Genomic DNA, 18,846 nt, shown 5'->3' on the forward strand with positions numbered 1-18,846 from the left:
CAAGGATATTATTTGACTTTGCAGTCACCGCATACATTGAACAAGGTAGTAATCTTAGCAGGCGCAGCGTCGGCGCTTGCAGTCGTCCTTGTGGTTGCGGGTTTAGCGTACATACCGAAGACCGTGACCGTAGAGATTGGCAATGAAGGCACCACCCCTGACGCCGCGCTGTTCAGGCCTGGCACCGTCAACGTGCAACCTCGCACAACTGTGATATGGAAGAACACCGACGCCTCTACGCATACAGTGACATCAACTGTGCCCACAGGGGTCTTTGACTCCGGGGTGATGGGACCAAGAGAGGAATTTGAGTTCATGTTTGCCACCGAGGGCACGTTTGACTATTACTGCAAGGTCCACCCTATAATGCTGGGCAAGGTAGTGGTCCAGTAGAGGAGGGCGCCAGTCTCATGGAGCCAGTCAAGTTGTTCGGCTAGCATCTCAATCGGTACAAGATTTGACAGAACCGCCCATACATCAGTATTTATGCCTGAAGCGCTGACCAAATGCAGAACAGGAGAAGCATCACGACCAGTTTTCTAAACGCCGAACTCCATTGCCATAATACCTTCTCAAATCATCATAATGGCTCGGTCCGGATGCCGTTTGATTGCGGCGTAGAAATGGTAGGCCAGCTGCACAAGGCACTCGAGAAAGAGATCGACATCCTTTTTGTAACAAACCACAACACGCTTGACGGCTACCGCCAGATAATTGACTATCAGAAGCACCACGACAAATTCTCCAGCATCAAGATCTACCCTGCGGAAGAGATCACCATAGAGGGCGGCGGCCATGTCTTGGCGTACGGCATTTACGAGACCATAAAGGCCGGAATGCCCCTCGAAGAAACGCTGGACGAGATCAGGCGCCAGAACGCAGTTTCCTGCGCGGCGCATCCCTTTGCAGTTACAAACGGCATAAGGGAAAAGGCCGCAATGTGCGATATGATTGAATCTTTTAACAGCAACAACGTCGACCGCTATTCAAACGTCGTCGCCAGCGTATTTGCAATAGAAAAAAAGATGCCGGAAATAGCCGGCAGCGACTCGCATGTGCTGGCTACCATCGGCAGGTGCATGAACGCTGTCGAAGCCGACAACAACCTAGACTCCATCCTTCCCGTCATGAGAAGGGGTACAAAAGTTGACGTCAAGGGCTATGCCTCGCGAGCCGAGGTCTACGAGCATGCCCATTACATCATAAACAGCTCGAGGGAGCTGCTACTGGACTACGCTTCAAAGTACCACCCGCGATCTTACCCACTGGCAAAATGGGCCCTGGACTCGTACGCAAGAAACCCGAAGGGTTTCTGGTGGAGGTCGGTCGGCACCTTTGCGCTTTACCTTGCAGAACGCGTATCAGAAAAAGTGAACGTCAGAGGGCACAACCCCGAAGTGCTGGCGAAAAGATCGTGGGCAAAGCTCATTCCGATGGGTCTGATGCCCTAGCTCATTCTCAGGAGGGTTTCAGGGCTACAAGGGCGCGCCTTGCCAACTCCTCCCAATTCTTGCTCTCAGAGTACGGAACGCAGAACCAGCCGGCCATGGGCGGCCTGTTCTTGAACGGGTTGAGAAGATGCCAGTCTTTGACGCCAAAAGCCTTTGCATCAAAGTCCTTGCCGAGCCTGAATATCATCTCTTTTTTGCAGTAGAACGCAAACACTTTTCCATTGCAGGTGACGCCGGGGGCAGACATCATCCTGCCCGGCTTTACTCCCTTTTGCCTTGACAGCTTTTTTGTAATGGCCTCGAAGAGCTCCTGCTCCTTTTCCATGAACATTGTTCGTACGGGCCGGTTAAAAGCAGCAGGTGAAAGAAATGTAAGTAAGTCATTGCTGTACAAGCGAGCGGGCAAGCAGGAGCAGGTTGCGCTTGCGTTCCCTTAACCTGCGAACGGAATAGGGGAGCCACTGGCTGCCGTAGGGGATGTACTCCGCGACGCGCAGGTTCTTGCTCACAAGCTCGCATTTTAGTTCATCACGGATTCCCATGAGCATCTGGAACTCGAAATTGCCTCCCATCTTCACGGTTTTTTCTATCAGGTCAGAGTCGTGGGTTGCGACTGCAAAAAAGTTGTTGCTGTTGGCAAGCATCTCAAGCAGGCGGGCATAGTTCTGGTCGACTTCTTCCTTTGAGGAAAACACGTGTTCCTCGCCTTCGTGGTAAGCGCCCTTCACCAGTCTCACTTTGCCGCCGCGTTCCAGGATGTGCAATAAATCACTGCCGCTGCGCTTCAGGTACGCTTGTATGGCAACGCCCACCTGTTCGTAGTCTTTGAACAGCTCCAAGTAGATTGCGATGGTGTCTTCGGTGAATTTCGCCGACTCCATGTCAAGCCACAGGAATTGTTGAAGCAATTTTGCTCTTGCAGCAAGTGTCTTGTAATTTTGCAGGCACGTATCGTAGTCGATTGCAAGCCCAAGCTGTGTTGGCTTGACAGACACGCAGCCTTTAACGCCTTTAGCTTTCAACAGATCCATGAGGGACAGGTATTCGCCGACTGCTATGTCGACCTGTTTTCTGTCAAGCGTGTCTTCGCCAAGGAAATTGATGATCGCAGACATGCCCCGGCCGTTTGCGTCAAGGGCCGCCTTTGCCGCATCGTCTGCAGAGTAGCCAGCGACCCACTTTTTTGCGACCCGGAAAAGCAGACGCTCCATTAGGCTAGGGTCGTAGCTCTCGGAGTGGACAGTCTGCATGATGTAGTTACGCGTTTCATTGATATAATTATTTAAGAGTAGATGCAGCAGGTAAGTGCCTGCAATGATTGCCGCCCTGAAAGAAGCCTGCCTGCTGGTTCATGCCCGCACGAAGAGGATTGCCGGAACTGTCAGTGGCAACAAACAGATGGGCATGGGGGCAGGAGGCGATATCTCGAGAAGGATAGATCTGCTTGCGGAAAAGACGGTAATTGAAGTCTTGAGAAGGCGCAAGGTGGACGCCACGATAATCGGTGAGGAGTGCGGCAGGATTGAAGGTAAAAACGGGTATGTCGTAATGGACGGCATCGATGGGACCACCAATGCTTCACGCCGGATTCCGTTCTACTGCTGTTCTTTGGCCTATGCGACTAATTTTCAGCTGAGCGCGGTCACCGACGCCGTCGTCATTGATCTTGCTAACGGCGACCTATATCACGCTTCAAAGGGCAAGGGGGCGTTCTGCAACGGCAGGAGGATAAGGGTGAGGGAGGCCGGCGACGACGTCGTGGTGGGGATGAACGTGTCGGGCATAGATCCTGACGTAATCAAGAAACTGTCGCCGGTCATGTCAAAAGCAAATCACGTCCGGCTTTTTGGCGCAGTCGCGCTGGAGATGTGCTTTCTTGCGCGGGGGTGGCTTGACGCGTCTATCGATTTGCGAGGCAAGATAAGGCCGACTGACATCGCCGGCGCATACCTCATCGTGAAAGAGGCGGGTGGAAGAATTCTTGATGGCAATGGGAAAGAACTGGATGCGGATCTTGGCGTGGATACGCGAATCTCGTTTGTTGCAGCAGCGAACAACAAGGCCCAAAAAGAATTATTTTCTGAATTGTTTTGAAATCATGTAAGCGCCCGGGCCGGGATTCGAACCCGGGTCGAAGGAGTGACAGTCCCCCATACTGGACCGGATTGTACGATCCCGACTAGCAGCAGCCGGGAATCACTATACTACCCGGGCGCATGTAATGCAACGCTTGGCAGAACCAATTAAAGTGTTTTGTTTCACTGCGTTTTGTGCCAACAGATGGGGCAAGGCCTGTCGTTATCAACCACCTTTGAGAATACCGCTGTGTCCTCACGTATTTCCAAGAGCGTAAGCGTGACCGTGCATCCGTTGGTCGCCTTGTCGCCAACATGCAGCGTTATAGGCATGCCCTCAGACACGGCAACAGGGTATTCCAAAAAGTTGAGCCCACTGACATAGTCTCTTCCTATCTCCTGCACCAGAAGCGGCCCTTCACGCTGCCCCTCGCCCAGCTCTACAGTTGGCCCCGGCTGCCCGCTTGTCCGGATCCGCTTTATTTCCAGAGTGTAATCAGAGCCACTTGCTGCAAGAAAGAGAGTGTTGCCGGACACCTCGAGGTGGATTGTGTCGCCCTGCCTTATCGCTCCTGTGGCTTGCGCCACCTGACCGTCTATGCATTCCCTTGCCTCCGGGCCGCTGGTGCAAAGCACGGCGGCAGGCGTAAAGCGCGCGACTGACATCCTTATGCCTGCTTCATCGCGGTGCAGCATCACCAATGTCCCTTTTCCCCTCTCAAGGTTCCACCCGGAAATGATGGCCACGCTTCCCGAAACCTGGGCCCCAAATGCCCTGACAAACACGCCGGCCGAGTTTGCACTCACCTTGGAAACGACAAGCGCCGCCACATAGTCGTCCGGCTCGGTCTGCACGCTGCTTTGGGGGTACGGTTCTAGACCGAGCAGCTTTACGGAATACTGACCAAAGGCTGAGGATGGGGATTCGTCTGCCCCAATGGTGAGCATGAACTCCCGCGGGCCGGCCCCGTCCACCTTCACGGAAACGCTGATCGTGGCCTGCCCCTGCCAAATGCACACCACGTCTGACGGACACCTAGAGTCTCCGACAACGTCGGCAAAGCTGACGGCAATATCTTCAGAGTCGATAAGGGCCTGCTGCCCTAGCTTTAGCTCAAAAGGCACCCCAAGTTCTGCCGACACACTCTCCTGTGCGTGGGCCAACGCAGCCGACAAAAGCACAACTGCGGCTAGAACCGATAGGGCGGGCCTTATCAATAGCAGTTACGCGCTGTCCATCCATATAGGCAGTATGGAAAAATACTCTACTCTACCTCTACGCTTCAGGATGATGGAGGAAAAGGTTGACAAGGAGCCTGGAGGCTCTACAGGATAATGTGGCGCCTCGTCAAGTACCTAGAGGAAAACCAGCGGTTGCTTTTTGACACAGTGGACGCAAGAAAGGAAACGCACAGTGAACTTGCGAAAAAGCTGGCCGAATTCCGGCCTAGCGAAGCAAAAGACAACGCAGAGCTGGCAAATGCCGTCATCGTGGCGCTGTGGCTTGGCAGGCGCGCGCAGCAGATAAAAGAAGAATCAGGCGACAAGAGCGCCGAGCAACTCTTCCGCGAGGTGGTTATGGTTGCTTTTGAGACGGGCCGGCGCTCGGCGATAACCGCGCCCTAGCTGTTTATTAGTCGGTAGTTATTTCTTACCAGGTATGACTGAAGCACCACCTGACGGAGGCAAGCAGGTTGTTTCGTGCCCGGTCATCGACATCTGGGGGATACTGGGCAGGCGCTGGTCGCTCCTGATAATAAAGAACCTGAGCACAAAAGATACCATACGCTTCAACGAGCTAAAGCGCGCTCTGTCAGGAATAAGCAGCACCGTCCTTTCAGAGCGACTATTGGAATTAGAGAGGGAAGGCCTTGTCTCGAAAAAGATCTACCCAGAGGTGCCGCCAAGAGTAGAATATAGCCTGACGCCGCAGGCAAAAGAGCTTGAAGTGATAATAAAAGAGCTGGGGCGGTGGGTCAGCCGCTGGAAGAGCCCGGTCGCCCCTGAGGTGAAAAAGGAAGGGGCTACAGCTTCTTGAACTGGCCTTCCGTGACTACGCCCACTTCCACGACCGGTCGCTCGCCAAGCGCTTTTTCTATAGCCCTGTTGCTCAATTGAACCGCCTGCTCAACTGTCATGTCGGCGCTGTACTCGCGCTGAATTACGTCCAGCGCGCTGTCAGCCGACTGCCCTATTGCAAAGCCGGCGCCCCGGAAGTACGTGCCGCTCGGGTCAACCTGGTACATGTGAATGCCCATTTGGTCCGCGCCCGCGATTATGACTGACGCCGCCTGAGGCCTTACCGCGTAGATGGTGTAGTTGTGCAGGTATCCGCCTAGGTGCTTTGCCAATGATCCAACATCGGCAGGGCTCTCAAAGCTCAGCCTGTGCTTTTGTGCCTCCAACCGCAATTCGTCTATGAGCTGCAGTATGTCGCCGATGTAGCCCGAGCCCGTCGCCCCGACGTGGTTGTCGATCGCGAATATCTTCTCCGTCGGCTCCATCAGAGGCCGTATAGGCTTGATGTGGCTTGCGATCAGCGCAAACTTGGGTGTCTTTATACCTATAGTCGTCGAGCCGCGGTTGACTGCTTCGAGCGCGCTGTCTACCAGCACCAGCCTGCCTTCAGGGCCGTAGAACGACGGGTACCTTCCAAATCCTGTGTTCTCTGCCACCTAGACCGCCTCCGCCTTCATGAGCTTTGGAATCACGACGGTGTCGATGCCGTTTCCAGACCCCGGGTCGCGCTCCATTGCCGCCCTTACAGCCTTTGAAGCGACTTCTTTTGCCTCCTCGTTTGTCAGGTCAGCCCTGTACACGCTCTCAAGCACGCCGTACGCTATAGGCGAGCCCGAGCCGGACGATGCAAACTCTTCTTCGATTATTGCGCCGCTCATGTCTGCAGTGTAGATGTGCGCTCCCTCCTCGTCGACTCCTGCCACCAGCAGTTCAACAAAGTACGGCTGGTAGTTCTTCAAGCCCGAGTACGCCAAGTTTGCTATCAGCCTCGCGGATTCCCTGATAGTGAGCGGGAAGCCCCGGCGAAGCTCCATCAGCTTGCGCTCTGCCTTTGCCACTTTTATTAGGTACTCGGCGTCTGACAGTTGTCCGGCGATTGCTATTGCCAGCGTGTCGTCTATTTTTGCGATTTTCTGCGTTATCTTTGACCCGATGAAAAAGCCTTTGCTGGCCCTCTTGTCAGAGCCAAGCACGACCCCCTCACGGGTCTTGATCCCGACTATCGTTGTCATTTGATATATTATACAATAGACCGCATTAATCGACCGGGTTTTTTGAAATCAGGTCACAGCTAGTTGTTGACGGGTGTGCCGAAAACGTAGGCGTTGCCGGGCACGAGCCTGTCCTGCAATGCTCTGGTTATCTGCTCGTATATCGCGTACGAGCCTATCATTGACTGCAGCTTTTGGCGCTCCGTTGACGCGTTTGTCTCTATTACGATGTAGTCGGAGACCATCCAGAGGTTTATCTGGAACGAGCCGTCGTCGCTTGACCACTGCAGCGTAAAGCCTGTGGCGCTTTCTATCAACCCCACCCAGCGAAGGTTCTTGAACCACTTCCCGACAAGCGCATGAACTATCTCAGACGACTTGACGTCCACCGGGATGTAGGTCTGCAAAAGCTGCATGTACTCCTTGCCCTTTGCCTCAACTTTTGCCGTTGCCGCGGTCTCGCCTATCTTGCTCAGGCGATAGCCCACTTTGGATTTCTCTACAAAGCCCATCTCTTCGAGCCGGCGAAGCGCCCTGGCGAGGCTCTGCTGGTGGATGCCCAGCCTGCGCATGATACCCTTGAAGGAGTAGTTCGATCCAGCCTCGTTGAGGAGTGCAAGCACCTTGGTGTCGTTGTTGCGAAGGTCCTCTGCGGAATACTCTTCCTTCTGTATGAGAACGGCCTGTTTACCGCTTGGGATCTCTTTGACCTCCTTTACGGCTCCGTCCTTTTCCACTGGCAAGTATAATGCAGCAACGGGATTTAAACAGTCAAGTTTCCTTCCGGTTAGCAGGTAAGCCGTTTCTTACCACTACATTACTTCGATAGAGTCCTCTGCAAAGCCCATAGAGACGAGCATGCTCTTTGCCATCTGGCGGTGATCTCCTTGCAGCATTATCTGCCCGTCCTTGTAGGTGCCTCCCGTGCCTATCTTCGTTTTTAGCTTTCTTGTAATTTCTGGGGCGTCTTTGTTGTCCTGCAGTCCTGTTATGATTGTGACCGGCTTTTTGAACCTGCGAAAGTCCTTGGAAATTATGATGCGCGCGCTTTCGCGGTCAAGCTCTCTCGTGAGATCGTCCATTGTAAAGTCGTCTGACACTTAGATTGCCTTCACATTCCTATCAAAAAAGTGTTTGGAAAGGTCAGGGGTGCCCGTCCACCTGAATGCCCACCTGGAACTGCCGCCCATACCTGTTGACGGTAACCGTGACCATGTCATCGACCTTCTTTTTCCTCACCGCCCCGGCTATCTGCGACGGGTCCTCTATCCTGTCCCCGTCGACCTGCTCTATCACGTCGCCCCTGCGCAGGCCCGCGTCGTCTGCAGGGCTGTACGGCTCAACCCCCGCTACAAGCGCGCCCTCGGTCCTAGGTAGGCCGTAGTACCTTGCAACTTGTGGGGTCACCTTGACAGACGCAATCCCTATCCATGGCCTGCTAACCTTGCCGTGCTCAACAAGCTCCTTCAGTATCTCTTTTGCAGTGTTGACCGGAACCGCAAAGCCGATGCCCTGTGCGTACGGCATGTTGGCAGTATTGATAGCGACCACCTGACCTTTCGTGTTGACAAGCGGCCCGCCAGAGTTGCCCGGATTTATCGCAGCGTCGGTCTGTATCAGGTCCAAGACGCCGGTCCTTGCCTGAATGCTCCTGTCAAGGGAGCTGACGATGCCTGCGGTGACCGTGGGCCCGCCTGTTAGGCCAAACGGGTTGCCTATCGCTATTACTATCTGGCCCGCCTTCAACGCAGACGAGTCACCAAGCTCTGCGACTGGCAACGAGGCGTCGGATTCCACCTTTATCATGGCAAGGTCCGTCGTCTCGTCGTTGCCGACCACCTTTCCCCTTAGCACCCTGCCATCTGCCAGCGTTACCTTCAACCGCTCCGCGTCGTCGATGACGTGGTTGTTTGTCAGTATGTGGCCCTCTGTATCAATGATGACGCCAGAGCCCACGCCTTCCACGGGAAAGACCCGGAAAAGCTGGTCGTGCATCATGCGCACGCTCGCAATGTTTACAACGCTCTTGCTTACCTTTTCTACCGCGCTTACAAGCACGTCTTCGTCCACCGGTATCATGCCACTTTATACGGCAAGTGAGGCTAAATCGACCAGCTGTACAAAAACCCGGTCACGCCTGCCGGTAGCGCGCCGCAAACGTTTCCTGTTCCTTGCCAGCAAGGTCCTGCGCAAACTGCGTCTTTATCACCCTGCCGTAAACAACAATGTCGCGGGCCATCATCTTTATCCTCTGCTCCATCCTCTCGTTTGTCAGTTTGCCCTGCACAAAGTCCTGCGCGCCGTTTATCGAGACACCATAGGGGAGGCTCCAGCCGTAGCACTGCCTGACAGCTGTCCGCATCTGGTCCATCGCCGTCAATCCTTTTTCGTGCGACGCGACGACGTAGCCAAACAGCTTGCCGGCAAACTCCTCGTAAAAGTGGTCAAGAAAGTTCTTCAATACTCCTGATATCGATCCGTGGTAGTCCGGCGACGCAAGTATAAACGCGTCTGCCCACTCGACGTCCTTTGCGGCTTTTTCAAGCGCCGGCGAACTTGCGTTTGGCGCATACATCGGCAAATCAGCCTCCCTGAGCGCGAGAAGCCGCGTCTGAGCCCCACGTTCTTGAGCTCCCTCAAGCGCCATCTTTAGCACACGCAAGCTGAACGAGTTTTCTCGCATGCTGCCTGCGACACCCAGCACCTTGAGCTCACTGGTTGACACTAAACTCCTCCGGGAGGTCTAGCAATATCAACTCTGATGCTTTGTCTGCCGATATTTCCACTTTGCTTTCGCTCTCTATCATGGCCGCGTCCTTTGTTTCCAGCGGGTGCTCGCCGACTTGCACCGCGCCGTCTATTACAAACAGGTACGCTTTTCTGCCCGGCGCAATCGCGTGGCTCACCTTTACACCTGTTGCAAGCAACGACACGTAAAAGTAGGCATCTTGGTGTATGCGCACAGCTCTGCCGTTCTTGGCATTTTCAGGCACGACGACCGGAAGCAGCTTTCCTTCGCGCTCTTGCTTTCCGAACTTTTGCTGCTCCCACGACGGCTTTAATCCGCGCTTGTCTGCGAGTATCCACATCTGCAACAGCTTTGCCGGCTTGTCCTTTGAATGATTGTACTCCGAGTGCACTATACCCGAGCCGGCAGTCATCCTCTGCACCTCGCCGGCATGGATTACGCCCTGGTTGCCTTGGTCGTCACGGTGCTCAAGCTCGCCTTCCGTGACGTACGTGATTATCTCCATGTCGCGGTGCGGGTGGAAACCAAAGCCCTTGCCCGGCGCTATCACGTCGTCGTTGAATACCCTTAGCGGCCCAAAGTTCATCCTGTCAGGGTCGCGGTAGTGGTCGAATGAAAAATGCCAGTAGGTTGACAGCCAGTCTTCTTCGCGGTGGTAGTGTTCGCCAGACTTTGTTATCTTGATCATGTATTTCTTAACCGCGAAATTCTATTTAAACGTGGTAGCAATTTCTGACTAAGTGGGTTTGTCAAACCTTGCTTGGTAAACCACGGCTAACTAGTCGTCCATTACCTCGGCGTTTGGCAGCGGGATCGCCACTCTCTCTTCTTCGCGCTTCTGCTCCGGTCTTGGCTGCGGCGGCTTGCTCTCCTGCGTGAGGGGGACGGTGCCCGCAGTTATCTGCCTACTCTTTATCAAGAAGTCACGGAGGATCTTGCTGCGTTCGTCGGCCATCTCGCTCGTCTTCACTTCAAACACGCCGTGTATGACGAGCCTGTCATCCTTTTGATACAGCCCGACGTCGATGAGGCCGTGGCCGTGGCTTACGATGGCGTCCTTCATGCTCTCCATCAAGAGTAGCGAATCCGGGTAGGGCCTCGGTATGTACGAAACCACTTCATCGATTATCGTGTCGCCGTACACCATTACAGGGTTGTTGATGAGCATAAAGTTTGGCACCTTTATCAGCCTGCCAGTCCTGACCGAAGGCAGCCTCTCGCCGTCGCCCACTTCCATGAGTGTCGTGCGCAAAAGCCCCATGTGCATCACGTCGCCTTTTGTCGTGATGCCCGCCGCCGTGATCTTGATCCTGCTCCCAATCTTTATGTCCTTGGTCTTTTTCACCACAAAATTGGCGAGGATGTCCGCGATATAGTCCTTGAACACAAATGACATTCCCATCGAGCTGAATAGCACACCCAGCAGTGGGAGGTAGGTAAGTATCTCCTCGGACATCCAATGCTGGTTTGCTGAATTAGGGTTAAGCCGTTGACTTGAAAACTTCTAACAAGCAATGAAAAAGTGTTAGACTGTCATCCTCTTTTTGCATGAGACGCATTCGACCGTCACCCTCGCCTCCTCGTCGTTGCGCCCGATTATCCTGAACTTTTTAGAGCCGCAGGCCGGGCAAATGGGGCACGCTCTCAGGCCCCTGGCCACGCCTACCACCTTGCCGGGTTCGTGTCGGACTTCTCAAGGATCTTAATCCTCTCTATGCCGCCGACTGCTTCAATCACCTTTGCGACCGCGCCGGGCACAAGGCGCTTCCAGGGCCCGCCAGAAGCGATAAGGCGGCGGATGTTGGTGCCGTTGTACTCTTTTTTCTTCTCAAATTTTGGTTTCCTTACAGCAAGCGACTTGTCCAGCGCTGATGCGAGGTGCTCGACAAACTCGTTCCCTGAATAGATGGCGTCAAAGGGCGGGACCTGAGACCTGAGGTACCCAAGCCACCGGGCGTTGTTCTCGTCGTTGTGGTAAGGAATGATGTAGCAATCTGACAGGTCGACGCCGGCCTCTGCGAGAGCGTTGTGGATCATGAGCACGCGCTCGCCGGCCGTGAACGGGTCCTTGCCGATAAAGTTGAACTGCGCGCTTCCAACGACTATGACGAGCTCGTCGCATTCAGAGAGCGCCTGCCTTGCAAGTGCAAGGTGTCCGTTGTGGAACGGCTGGAACCTGCCAGCCATCAAACCGCGTTTCATTTCACACCCAGCTTTGCCTTCTGCTCCTCTATTTCCTTTGCCTCTATCTTCTTGAACAATGGCTCCACTCTGCCCAGTGCATGGCCCGCGGGGATGGCAAACTCGGAAGCAGAATTCCAGCTTTGTTTGTGGACGCTCCCTTCAAGGCTGAGCTGCTCCCACATCTTTTCGCAGGAAAACGGTATGAACGGCTCGAGCATTATCGCAAGCGACCTTGCCGCGTTCACCGCGACATGGAGCGTCGTTCCGGCAGTCTCCTTCTCGCTCCAGGGCTTTTTCTTCTGGAAGTACTGGTTGAGCTGGTTGCTGAGCGCAAGAATCCTCTTGAGTGCCCTGTCGGTCCCGTTCGCAGATAGAAGCTCGCCTGTTTCTTTTACTGCGCTTTGCACCGCTCCCTTGATCTCCTTGTCGTCTGGCGAAAGCTCGCCTGCCTGTGGAACTTTGCCCGCGAATGATTTCTGCGTAAACGACAGGGCGCGGTTGACAAAGTTGCCGACGTTTGCTATCAGCTCGTTGTTTATCTTTTCAGCAAAGCCGTCATAGTCAAAGTTCAAGTCGTCCTGCGAGTACGTCACTATCGACGCGACATAGAACCGCAAATAGTCCGGGTTGAACACTGACACAAAGTCCCTGAGTCCTATGTACCAGTTACGGCTCTTGGATATCTTTTGGTTCTGGAGCATCAGGTGCCCCCGAGTAGGGATGTAGTCGGGAAGCTTGTACTCCTCGTTTATGCCCATCCTCATTGCTGGCAAAAACAAGTAGTGATGATAAACAATATCTTTGCCAATAAAGTGGTAGATTTCTGAGCCATTCCAGAATTTCCTGCCGTCGCCGCCCTTTTCTTCCACGAACTTGGACGCGGTGGATATGTAGCACAGGTGGTTGTCAAACCAGCCATAAAACACCTTGCCCTTTGCCTCGTCGAGCGGTATGGGCACGCCCCACGCAAGGTCGCGGGTGATGTCCCAGTCCCGCAGCCCCTCGTTTATCCAGTTGACAACATAGTTCCTGACATCAGCCTGCAGGTTCTCATTCCGCAGGAGCCACTCTTTCAGTTGCTGTGAAAAGTTGGATAGCTTGAAGAAATAGTGCGTGCTTTGCTTTTTCACCGGCGGCCTGTTGCATATGGCGCACTTGGGCTCCAGTATCTCGTCGGGCACCCTACCGCACTTTTCGCACAGGTCGGAATACTGGTTCTCTGTGCCGCAGAATGGGCACTTGCCGACGACGTACCTGTCGGGCAGAAACTTGTCGTCAAACACGCAGTAGAACTGGACGATGTCCTGTTCGTATATGTGGCCGTTTTCCCTGAGCTTTTTGAAAACGTGCTGCACGAACCTGACGTTTTCAGGCGAGCTCGTGCGGTAAAAGAGGTCAAACGAGATCCCAAGCGACGCAAAATCTTCCGCGTCGCGCGTGTTCCAGTGGGCGACGTAATCCTGCGGCGTCTTGCCTTCCTTTTCCGCCTTTATCAGGATGGGCGTGCCAAAGTCGTCGCTTGCACAGATGTGATACGCATCACGCCCTTTCAGCCGCAGAAAGCGCGTGAATATGTCTGCCGGCAGATATGTCGAGGCGATGTGGCCCAAGTGTATCTCGCCGTTTGCGTACGGGAGGGCGCTTGTTACTATCGCGCTTGCCGGCATCGGCTTTCCAAACAGCGCACCAGATTTTAAGGTATTACCCGCGCTGGTATTTTTTCTGCTTCGCAGTCGGCTTGTCGATCTCGACGCTCATCGCCACAAGCGCGAGGCGTGCAACAGCGTCGTCGATGCTCTCTGGAACGGGATGCACCTTTTTCTCCATACTTGCGTGGTTCTTGGCCACGTGCAAAATGGAGGCGAGTTGGTTTGCAAACGAGAGCGCCATCACCTCAGGAGGGTGGCCTTCTGCAGCAACCAGATTGACGACCCTGCCCTTCGACAGCAGATACAGCTTTTTGCCTCCAAACTTAAAGCACTCGACGTTTGGCTTGACCTCGACCGACCTGCCGTTTCTGTAGAGGAACGACGCGTCTATCTCTACGTCAAAGTGGCCGGTGTTTGCCAAGATCGCGCCATCCTTCATTTTCGCAAAATGCTCCTTTCTGATGACGCCCGTCTGCCCGGTGCACGTGATAAAGACGTCGCCCTGCTCTGCGGCCTTTTCAAGTGGCGCGACCGCAAAGCCGTCCATCTTGGCCTCCAGCGCTTTTATAGGATCAACCTCCGTAACGGTCACCGCCGCGCCCATTCCATGCGCCATTGCGGCCACGCCTTTGCCCACCCAGCCGTAGCCGCAAACCACGACGCGAGAACCGGCAAGGAACATCCCCGTTGCCCTGAGGATGCCGTCAAGCGTGCTCTGGCCCGTGCCATACCGGTTGTCAAAGAGGTATTTCGTGCGCGCGTTGTTTACCGCAATGACTGGGTAGCGCAGCTTTTTTGATTTTTCAAGCGCCGACAGCCTTCTGACGCCTGACGTGGTCTCTTCAGTCCCGCCCATTATGCCACGGGCCTTTGCCCCATGCGCTGCATAGTGCAAATCGCCCCCATCGTCTGTGACAATGTCCGGCTTGAATGCAATCACGTCGCGTATGCATTTTTTGTATTCTGCCTGCGTTTCATTGCGCCACGCGTATACTGCAACACCCTCGCCGTGCAGGAACGCGGCAATGTCGTCCTGCACGGAAAGCGGGTTTGCCGAGCACAGCGCGACCTCTGCGCCCAACTCCTTTGCGGCCATCACAAGCACCGACGTCTCCTTGGTCACGTGGAGGCAAAAACCAACCCTGAAACCCTCAAGCGGCTTCCGCTTACCCTTCGCTATTCTCTCGATAATTGACATCCTGGTGCGCGCCCACCCGTACGACAGTTTTCCACTTTCAACAAGCGTGGCGTTAGCTATCTTTCCCGGCACTGCAGTGAAATGGAAGAGCGTGTATAAGAGTTACTGACTATCCAATTCTTGGAACCGGGACTTGCCGCGTCGCATGACTGTAAAGAGGCCCAGAATGATTGCAATCCACACTGCACTTATGGCCATGTTGGTGGTGCTGACGTACATGTAAGGTATCGCATCTATGATGTCTTTCTGCATTGCGAAAAGCGTCACGTGGATGTCGCTCATGCCGGTGCTGTAGGCGCTGCTGTGCGGCTCTAAAGAGGCTATCGAGTTTGCCCGCGAAAGCACGCGGTCAAGCTCAAGCTGAATTAGCCCAAAGTCCGTCCTTGCCGTCGGGAACGCCCAGACTGGGTTGCCGCTTTTTGGCAGGTCTGTCTTTGCTGCACGAATATAGTCTGCCAGCTCGTAGGGCGTCTGCGTCGATGCCGCCCTCGCAAGGTTGCCAAGCGCCCTGTCTACAGGGTAGACGGTGTTCGCATAGCCATAGTATGACAGGCCTGCAGCGAGCACGAAAAGCCCGATAATCCCCACCGTCGCCGCCTTTAACGCCGACATTTGGTATCAAGGCATCAAACGCCGTATTTAGGTGTGGCGGAGCCTGATTCCTTCCGATGCCATTTTATAACCAAAAAGTATAGTGCATCTAAATTGACACTGGTCAAGGTCGCCCGGCAGGGAGAAATCGGGGAAAACACCGGCAAGGAGATAAATGTCAACGGAACCAGAATCGCGCTATATTACGCTAGCGGCAAGTACTACGCGATGGAGGCGCTCTGCCGCCACCAGGACAAGCCCATCGCGCCTGGTAAGGTCGACGGCGAGGTCGTCGAGTGCCCATGGCATTCGTGGCACTACAACATCCGCACGGGAGAGCTTTTGGACTACCTCTCGGGCGTCAAGATGACCACCTACAAAGTGGATGTCAAGGGCGGCGACATATACGTCGACGTCTAAAAAGGTAAATAGCGCCATTCTTGGTTGAAAGTCCAGTGAAGCTATACAACACCCTTACCCGCCAGCTCGAGGAGATTGTGCCCCGCGACAATGCGGTAAGGATGTACGTCTGCGGCGTGACTGTCTACGACAGCTCGCACATAGGCCACGCCCGCACCGTTATCGTTTTTGATGTTTTCAGGCGCTACCTTGTGTCCAAGGGCCACAAGGTAACGTTCGTGCAGAACTTTACCGACGTGGACGACAAGATAATCAACCGCGCCAAGGCGGAGGGCAAAACGGCGGAGGAGATATCCGCAAAATACATCGATGCTTATTTTCACGACTTTGCGGGCCTGAACGTGCTTGCCGCCGATGTGCACCCCAAGGCCACGGAGCATATTTCAGAGATGATAGACCTCATCAAGGGGCTGTTTGAGAAGGGCCATGCCTATCTCACACTAAATGGCGTGTATTTCCGGGTCAAGTCGTTTCCCGGCTACGGCAAGCTTTCAAGAAAGCCGGTCGAGGAGCTTGAAGCCGGCGCAAGGATAGAAGTGGATGATACAAAGGATGACCCGATGGACTTTGCGCTCTGGAAGTTTTCATCCGAGCCTCCGACGTGGGATAGCCCGTGGGGCAAGGGGCGCCCCGGCTGGCACATAGAATGCTCGGCTATGGCGCTAAAGTACCTTGGCAGCGGCTTTGAAATACACGGCGGCGGCCACGACCTGGTATTCCCCCATCACGAAAACGAGATAGCCCAGTCAGAGGCGTTCACGTGCAAGCAGTTTGCCAAAATCTGGATGCATTCTGGCATGGTCACGATAGACTCGCAAAAGATGAGCAAGTCGCTCGGCAACATTGTGACAATAGAAAAGGCACTTTCTGACTGGGGCATGAACACGCTGAGGCTGTACTGCCTCTCTGTGCACTATGCAAAGCCTCTCGACTATACGGATGATCTCTTGAAAGAGTCTGCGCAGCGGTGGAGGCAGATAGAGACCTGCGCGTACGAGCTGCGCGCTGCCGCAGGACCGGCAGGTGATTCTACCATGATGCCTGCAGAGGAGTTCCAGGCGTTCGAAGCTGCCATGGACGACGACATGAATACGTCGCTTGCGCTGACTGCGTTTCTAAAGTTCGTGACAAGGTTGAACCAGCTTGCGGCGTCTGACAAGTTGACAGCCGGGATGGCTAAGGCCGCGATGATGCCGTTTGACAGGATGATGGGCATTCTGGGGCTGAGGGTAGTAGAGGCAAGCGAGCATGAGCGAAAAGAGATCGAAAAGCTCATTGAAGAGCGGAACCGGCTGCGGGCGGAGAAAAAGTTCAAGGAGGCCGACGACATACGCAAAAAGCTAGCAGAGCGCTCAATAGAACTCATGGACCACAAGGGCAGGACGGTCTGGAAGAAGGTTGAAAAGCCCGAGTAGCAGGTTTTTCACCTCTTTGTGCATTTCCATGCACTTGCGTGTTAATGTCGCTTCTCGCTGGAACGAATGAGTATAGACAATGAAGATACTGGACGGTAAGCGTGTAGGATCGGTCACGTTTGACGAGGAGGGGATGCTTATTGGCGAGGTGGCCGGCGACGTCATTGTCAATGCAGGCTATCTGGAGTTGAAGGGCAGCGTTCTTGGCAACGTGCTTGTCAGGGGCGGCTCGTGCAGGCTTACCGGCATCGTGAGGGGCAACGTCGTGAACGAGAAGGGCGACCTCGAAGTATTCGGCACAGTGCACGGCAAGGTAATCACGAAAACGGGATACACGTACATCAACCCAGGAAGCAAGGTGGGCGGGCTCGAGAACGCGCCACTAAAGAGGGAAATGAGCGCCTAGCCCGACTTTATCTTCTCGAGGTCTTTCTGCAGCGACTCGATGGTTTTCGGGATCTCCTGCTCTGCGCAGGCAAGGCACATTTGCTGCAGCGAAAGCGGGTAGGCGAAATATCGCTCGTTGAGCGTGATGTCCTTCTTGCACTTGACGCACTTTTTTAGCTTGTAGGGGTCGGTGTTCTTTACTATCAGACCTCGATCACTTCGCCCTGCTCAGGTGCACGCGCGTCGTAGCCGTACTTTTCCTTTATCTCAACCGCAAACTTTTCGCACGAAGGCCCATCGCCGTGGACGCAGAGAACCTTGGGGTTGCCCTGCACGCCGTCCAGGATCTCGAAAAGCTCGCTCCTGCTGTTGTGACCCGAAAACTCAAATCGCTTCACGTCAGCGTAGCACTTGTGCATCTTGCCGTCAAAACTGGCCACGCGCTTCTCAAGAAGCATCCTGCCCGGCGTCCCTTCGCCCTGGTAAGAAACAAGCGCGATGCCGTTCTTTTCGCTATTCATTACCGCCTGCGTGTAGAATATAGCAGAACCGCCGACGAGCATCCCTGCCGGCGATATTATGACGCAAGGCTCGCTTGCCACCTTTTTGCGCCTGCTCCAGCCGGTTATCCACTCTGCGCCGCCTATTGCGCGCTTGAACATTTCGGGATCGCGGAGGTACGCAGGGTGCCGGCCCATTATCTCGTTGGCTTTTAGTGCCATGCCGTCCATGACCACCTTGTGCTTGAAATCGTAGGCTTCAAGCACGCATGCAATCTCCTGCGCGCGCTCGACAGAGAACGACGGGATGAACATCGTGCCGCCGCGTCCTATCACTTCGTAGCAAGATTCCACAAGCTCGCGCTCTGACTGCTCGCGGGGCGTCTGCTCGGCCTGGGAATACGTGCTCTCGATTATCATCATGTCAACGGGACCGATATCGAGGTCCGCCGGGCGCAAGAGCTTTGACCCGCGCGTGTTGATGTCGCCCGTGTAGAACAACTTTTTGCCTTCGTGCTCCACGACTACGGTCGAGCCGCCCACGACGTGGCCGGATTCATGGAGCGTCACCTTGGCGTCCTTGACCATGTACGGCTCCCTGTACTGCAGTTTCTTGGAGCTTTTCAGCATCGTCATGACGTCAACGTACTCAAAAGGCAGGTAAAAGCCTGACAGCTTTATCATATCTTCAATCAGCAGTTCTGACAGTTCGAACGTTGGCAGCGTGGCAAGAGTAGGTATGTCCGTCGAGCCCGAGAGGTAGAGCGCCGGCACGAAACCCGAGTGGTCGAGGTGCGCGTGCGTTATCACGACCGCGTCAACCTCTTTTGGCTTGATGTGCATCGGGAACACAGGCTCGCGCCTGAGAAGCACGCCGTAGTCCATCAGTATGTTCGTTCCATTACAGCTTGCGAGAAAAGCAGAGCGGCCGACCTCTTTTGCGGCCCCCATAACCTTTACTTTCAATTTATTGCAGCTGCGATTTCTATGCAAGGCG

25 protein-coding genes and 1 tRNA gene are annotated in these 18,846 nt (G+C 54.6%); 8 read left to right on the top strand and 18 right to left on the bottom strand.

Features of this window, described 5'->3' with window-relative positions; all coding sequences use genetic code 11:
* Nucleotides 1-36 precede the first annotated feature (36 nt).
* Nucleotides 37-393, top strand: coding sequence for a cupredoxin domain-containing protein (locus VGA14_RS07455; RefSeq protein WP_331003128.1), 357 nt, complete (start codon nt 37-39; stop codon nt 391-393).
* 206 nt (nt 394-599) lie between these two features.
* Nucleotides 600-1,451: a PHP-associated domain-containing protein gene (locus VGA14_RS07460; protein WP_331003129.1), complete on the top strand. Its 852-nt coding sequence runs from the start codon at nt 600-602 to the stop codon at nt 1,449-1,451.
* 7 nt (nt 1,452-1,458) lie between these two features.
* Here VGA14_RS07460 and VGA14_RS07465 read toward each other — a convergent pair whose 3' ends face one another.
* The gene (locus VGA14_RS07465; RefSeq protein WP_331003130.1) at nt 1,459-1,776 is read right to left on the bottom strand and encodes a hypothetical protein; all 318 of its coding nucleotides are present in this window, start codon (nt 1,774-1,776) and stop codon (nt 1,459-1,461) included.
* Nucleotides 1,777-1,831: 55 nt separating this feature from the next.
* Nucleotides 1,832-2,701, bottom strand: a complete 870-nt coding sequence (locus VGA14_RS07470; RefSeq protein ID WP_331003131.1) for a proline dehydrogenase family protein — start codon at nt 2,699-2,701, stop codon at nt 1,832-1,834.
* Nucleotides 2,702-2,765: 64 nt separating this feature from the next.
* On the opposite strand from VGA14_RS07470, the gene VGA14_RS07475 reads away from it, so the two are divergent.
* The gene (locus VGA14_RS07475) at nt 2,766-3,545 is read left to right on the top strand and encodes an inositol monophosphatase family protein (RefSeq protein WP_331003166.1); all 780 of its coding nucleotides are present in this window, start codon (nt 2,766-2,768) and stop codon (nt 3,543-3,545) included.
* Nucleotides 3,546-3,556: 11 nt separating this feature from the next.
* Here the strand turns inward: VGA14_RS07475 and VGA14_RS07480 are convergent.
* Together VGA14_RS07480 and VGA14_RS07485 are read right to left on the bottom strand one after the other, a co-directional pair.
* Nucleotides 3,557-3,665, bottom strand: a tRNA-Asp gene (locus VGA14_RS07480).
* A gap of 44 nt (nt 3,666-3,709) precedes the next feature.
* On the bottom strand, nt 3,710-4,702 hold the full coding sequence (locus tag VGA14_RS07485) for a hypothetical protein (RefSeq protein ID WP_331003132.1): 993 nt from the start codon (nt 4,700-4,702) through the stop codon (nt 3,710-3,712).
* 159 nt (nt 4,703-4,861) lie between these two features.
* On the opposite strand from VGA14_RS07485, the gene VGA14_RS07490 reads away from it, so the two are divergent.
* Both VGA14_RS07490 and VGA14_RS07495 read left to right on the top strand, forming a co-directional pair.
* A complete protein-coding gene (locus tag VGA14_RS07490; RefSeq protein WP_331003133.1) occupies nt 4,862-5,152 on the top strand; it encodes a hypothetical protein in 291 nt (96 codons plus the stop codon).
* 34 nt (nt 5,153-5,186) lie between these two features.
* Complete coding sequence (locus VGA14_RS07495) at nt 5,187-5,564, top strand: helix-turn-helix domain-containing protein (protein WP_331003134.1); 378 nt, start codon at nt 5,187-5,189, stop codon at nt 5,562-5,564.
* Here the strand turns inward: VGA14_RS07495 and VGA14_RS07500 are convergent.
* From VGA14_RS07500 to VGA14_RS07560, 13 genes are all read right to left on the bottom strand, one after another.
* Nucleotides 5,551-6,201: a hypothetical protein gene (locus VGA14_RS07500; RefSeq protein ID WP_331003135.1), complete on the bottom strand. Its 651-nt coding sequence runs from the start codon at nt 6,199-6,201 to the stop codon at nt 5,551-5,553. The two genes, VGA14_RS07495 and VGA14_RS07500, sit on opposite strands and share 14 nt — an antisense overlap.
* Nucleotides 6,202-6,777 carry a proteasome subunit beta gene (locus tag VGA14_RS07505; RefSeq protein WP_331003136.1) on the bottom strand — a complete coding sequence of 192 codons (576 nt, stop codon included), beginning with the start codon at nt 6,775-6,777 and terminating at the stop codon, nt 6,202-6,204.
* Between the two features lie 59 nt (nt 6,778-6,836).
* Nucleotides 6,837-7,493 (bottom strand): helix-turn-helix transcriptional regulator, encoded by a 657-nt coding sequence (locus VGA14_RS07510; RefSeq protein WP_331003137.1) that lies wholly within the window; start codon nt 7,491-7,493, stop codon nt 6,837-6,839.
* A 75-nt stretch (nt 7,494-7,568) separates the two neighbouring features.
* Nucleotides 7,569-7,856 (bottom strand): stress response translation initiation inhibitor YciH, encoded by a 288-nt coding sequence (locus VGA14_RS07515; protein WP_331003138.1) that lies wholly within the window; start codon nt 7,854-7,856, stop codon nt 7,569-7,571.
* Between the two features lie 43 nt (nt 7,857-7,899).
* Nucleotides 7,900-8,835 carry a S1C family serine protease gene (locus VGA14_RS07520; RefSeq protein WP_331003139.1) on the bottom strand — a complete coding sequence of 312 codons (936 nt, stop codon included), beginning with the start codon at nt 8,833-8,835 and terminating at the stop codon, nt 7,900-7,902.
* A gap of 52 nt (nt 8,836-8,887) precedes the next feature.
* Entirely contained in the window at nt 8,888-9,481 is a 594-nt protein-coding gene (locus tag VGA14_RS07525; RefSeq protein WP_331003140.1) for an NAD(P)H-dependent oxidoreductase, read from the bottom strand.
* Nucleotides 9,468-10,193 carry a pirin family protein gene (locus VGA14_RS07530; RefSeq protein WP_331003141.1) on the bottom strand — a complete coding sequence of 242 codons (726 nt, stop codon included), beginning with the start codon at nt 10,191-10,193 and terminating at the stop codon, nt 9,468-9,470. The genes VGA14_RS07525 and VGA14_RS07530 overlap by 14 nt, the downstream gene beginning before the upstream one ends.
* Nucleotides 10,194-10,283: 90 nt before the next feature.
* Nucleotides 10,284-10,961 (bottom strand): hypothetical protein, encoded by a 678-nt coding sequence (locus VGA14_RS07535; RefSeq protein WP_331003142.1) that lies wholly within the window; start codon nt 10,959-10,961, stop codon nt 10,284-10,286.
* Nucleotides 10,962-11,030: 69 nt separating this feature from the next.
* Nucleotides 11,031-11,165: a hypothetical protein gene (locus VGA14_RS07540; RefSeq protein WP_331003143.1), complete on the bottom strand. Its 135-nt coding sequence runs from the start codon at nt 11,163-11,165 to the stop codon at nt 11,031-11,033.
* Between the two features lie 2 nt (nt 11,166-11,167).
* Nucleotides 11,168-11,707: a nicotinamide-nucleotide adenylyltransferase gene (locus VGA14_RS07545; protein WP_331003144.1), complete on the bottom strand. Its 540-nt coding sequence runs from the start codon at nt 11,705-11,707 to the stop codon at nt 11,168-11,170.
* A complete protein-coding gene (metG, locus tag VGA14_RS07550; RefSeq protein WP_331003145.1) occupies nt 11,704-13,356 on the bottom strand; it encodes a methionine--tRNA ligase in 1,653 nt (550 codons plus the stop codon). The genes VGA14_RS07545 and metG overlap by 4 nt, the downstream gene beginning before the upstream one ends.
* Before the next feature lie 34 nt (nt 13,357-13,390).
* Entirely contained in the window at nt 13,391-14,608 is a 1,218-nt protein-coding gene (locus VGA14_RS07555; protein ID WP_331003146.1) for an adenosylhomocysteinase, read from the bottom strand.
* A 30-nt stretch (nt 14,609-14,638) separates the two neighbouring features.
* Nucleotides 14,639-15,148: a hypothetical protein gene (locus VGA14_RS07560; protein ID WP_331003147.1), complete on the bottom strand. Its 510-nt coding sequence runs from the start codon at nt 15,146-15,148 to the stop codon at nt 14,639-14,641.
* Nucleotides 15,149-15,241: 93 nt separating this feature from the next.
* Here VGA14_RS07560 and VGA14_RS07565 point away from each other — a divergent pair, with 93 nt between their 5' ends.
* The 3 genes from VGA14_RS07565 (at nt 15,242) to VGA14_RS07575 (ending at nt 17,368) form a co-directional block, all read left to right on the top strand.
* Nucleotides 15,242-15,547, top strand: coding sequence for a Rieske (2Fe-2S) protein (locus VGA14_RS07565; RefSeq protein ID WP_331003148.1), 306 nt, complete (start codon nt 15,242-15,244; stop codon nt 15,545-15,547).
* A 35-nt stretch (nt 15,548-15,582) separates the two neighbouring features.
* Nucleotides 15,583-16,962: a cysteine--tRNA ligase gene (cysS, locus tag VGA14_RS07570; RefSeq protein WP_331003149.1), complete on the top strand. Its 1,380-nt coding sequence runs from the start codon at nt 15,583-15,585 to the stop codon at nt 16,960-16,962.
* A gap of 79 nt (nt 16,963-17,041) precedes the next feature.
* Entirely contained in the window at nt 17,042-17,368 is a 327-nt protein-coding gene (locus VGA14_RS07575; RefSeq protein ID WP_331003150.1) for a hypothetical protein, read from the top strand.
* A gap of 184 nt (nt 17,369-17,552) precedes the next feature.
* On the opposite strand, the gene VGA14_RS07580 is transcribed toward VGA14_RS07575, so the two are convergent.
* Nucleotides 17,553-18,815 (bottom strand): MBL fold metallo-hydrolase, encoded by a 1,263-nt coding sequence (locus tag VGA14_RS07580; protein ID WP_331003151.1) that lies wholly within the window; start codon nt 18,813-18,815, stop codon nt 17,553-17,555.
* Nucleotides 18,816-18,846: the final 31 nt, after the last annotated feature.

The sequence above is a fragment of the Nitrososphaera sp. genome (genome assembly GCF_036397675.1).
Classification (GTDB): domain Archaea; phylum Thermoproteota; class Nitrososphaeria; order Nitrososphaerales; family Nitrososphaeraceae; genus Nitrososphaera.

Excerpts from the sequence above, each read along its gene's own strand:
- VGA14_RS07460 (WP_331003129.1), top strand. The coding sequence starts at position 600 with ATGCCGTTTGATTGCGGCGTAGAAATGGTAGGCCAGCTGCACAAGGCA.
- VGA14_RS07465 (WP_331003130.1), bottom strand. The coding sequence starts at position 1,776 with ATGGAAAAGGAGCAGGAGCTCTTCGAGGCCATTACAAAAAAGCTGTCA.
- VGA14_RS07470 (WP_331003131.1), bottom strand. The coding sequence starts at position 2,701 with ATGCAGACTGTCCACTCCGAGAGCTACGACCCTAGCCTAATGGAGCGT.
- VGA14_RS07475 (WP_331003166.1), top strand. The coding sequence starts at position 2,766 with ATGATTGCCGCCCTGAAAGAAGCCTGCCTGCTGGTTCATGCCCGCACG.
- VGA14_RS07490 (WP_331003133.1), top strand. The coding sequence starts at position 4,862 with ATGTGGCGCCTCGTCAAGTACCTAGAGGAAAACCAGCGGTTGCTTTTT.
- VGA14_RS07495 (WP_331003134.1), top strand. The coding sequence starts at position 5,187 with ATGACTGAAGCACCACCTGACGGAGGCAAGCAGGTTGTTTCGTGCCCG.
- VGA14_RS07505 (WP_331003136.1), bottom strand. The coding sequence starts at position 6,777 with ATGACAACGATAGTCGGGATCAAGACCCGTGAGGGGGTCGTGCTTGGC.
- VGA14_RS07520 (WP_331003139.1), bottom strand. The coding sequence starts at position 8,835 with ATGATACCGGTGGACGAAGACGTGCTTGTAAGCGCGGTAGAAAAGGTA.
- VGA14_RS07530 (WP_331003141.1), bottom strand. The coding sequence starts at position 10,193 with ATGATCAAGATAACAAAGTCTGGCGAACACTACCACCGCGAAGAAGAC.
- VGA14_RS07535 (WP_331003142.1), bottom strand. The coding sequence starts at position 10,961 with ATGTCCGAGGAGATACTTACCTACCTCCCACTGCTGGGTGTGCTATTC.
- VGA14_RS07545 (WP_331003144.1), bottom strand. The coding sequence starts at position 11,707 with ATGAAACGCGGTTTGATGGCTGGCAGGTTCCAGCCGTTCCACAACGGA.
- metG (WP_331003145.1), bottom strand. The coding sequence starts at position 13,356 with ATGCCGGCAAGCGCGATAGTAACAAGCGCCCTCCCGTACGCAAACGGC.
- VGA14_RS07560 (WP_331003147.1), bottom strand. The coding sequence starts at position 15,148 with ATGTCGGCGTTAAAGGCGGCGACGGTGGGGATTATCGGGCTTTTCGTG.
- VGA14_RS07575 (WP_331003150.1), top strand. The coding sequence starts at position 17,042 with ATGAAGATACTGGACGGTAAGCGTGTAGGATCGGTCACGTTTGACGAG.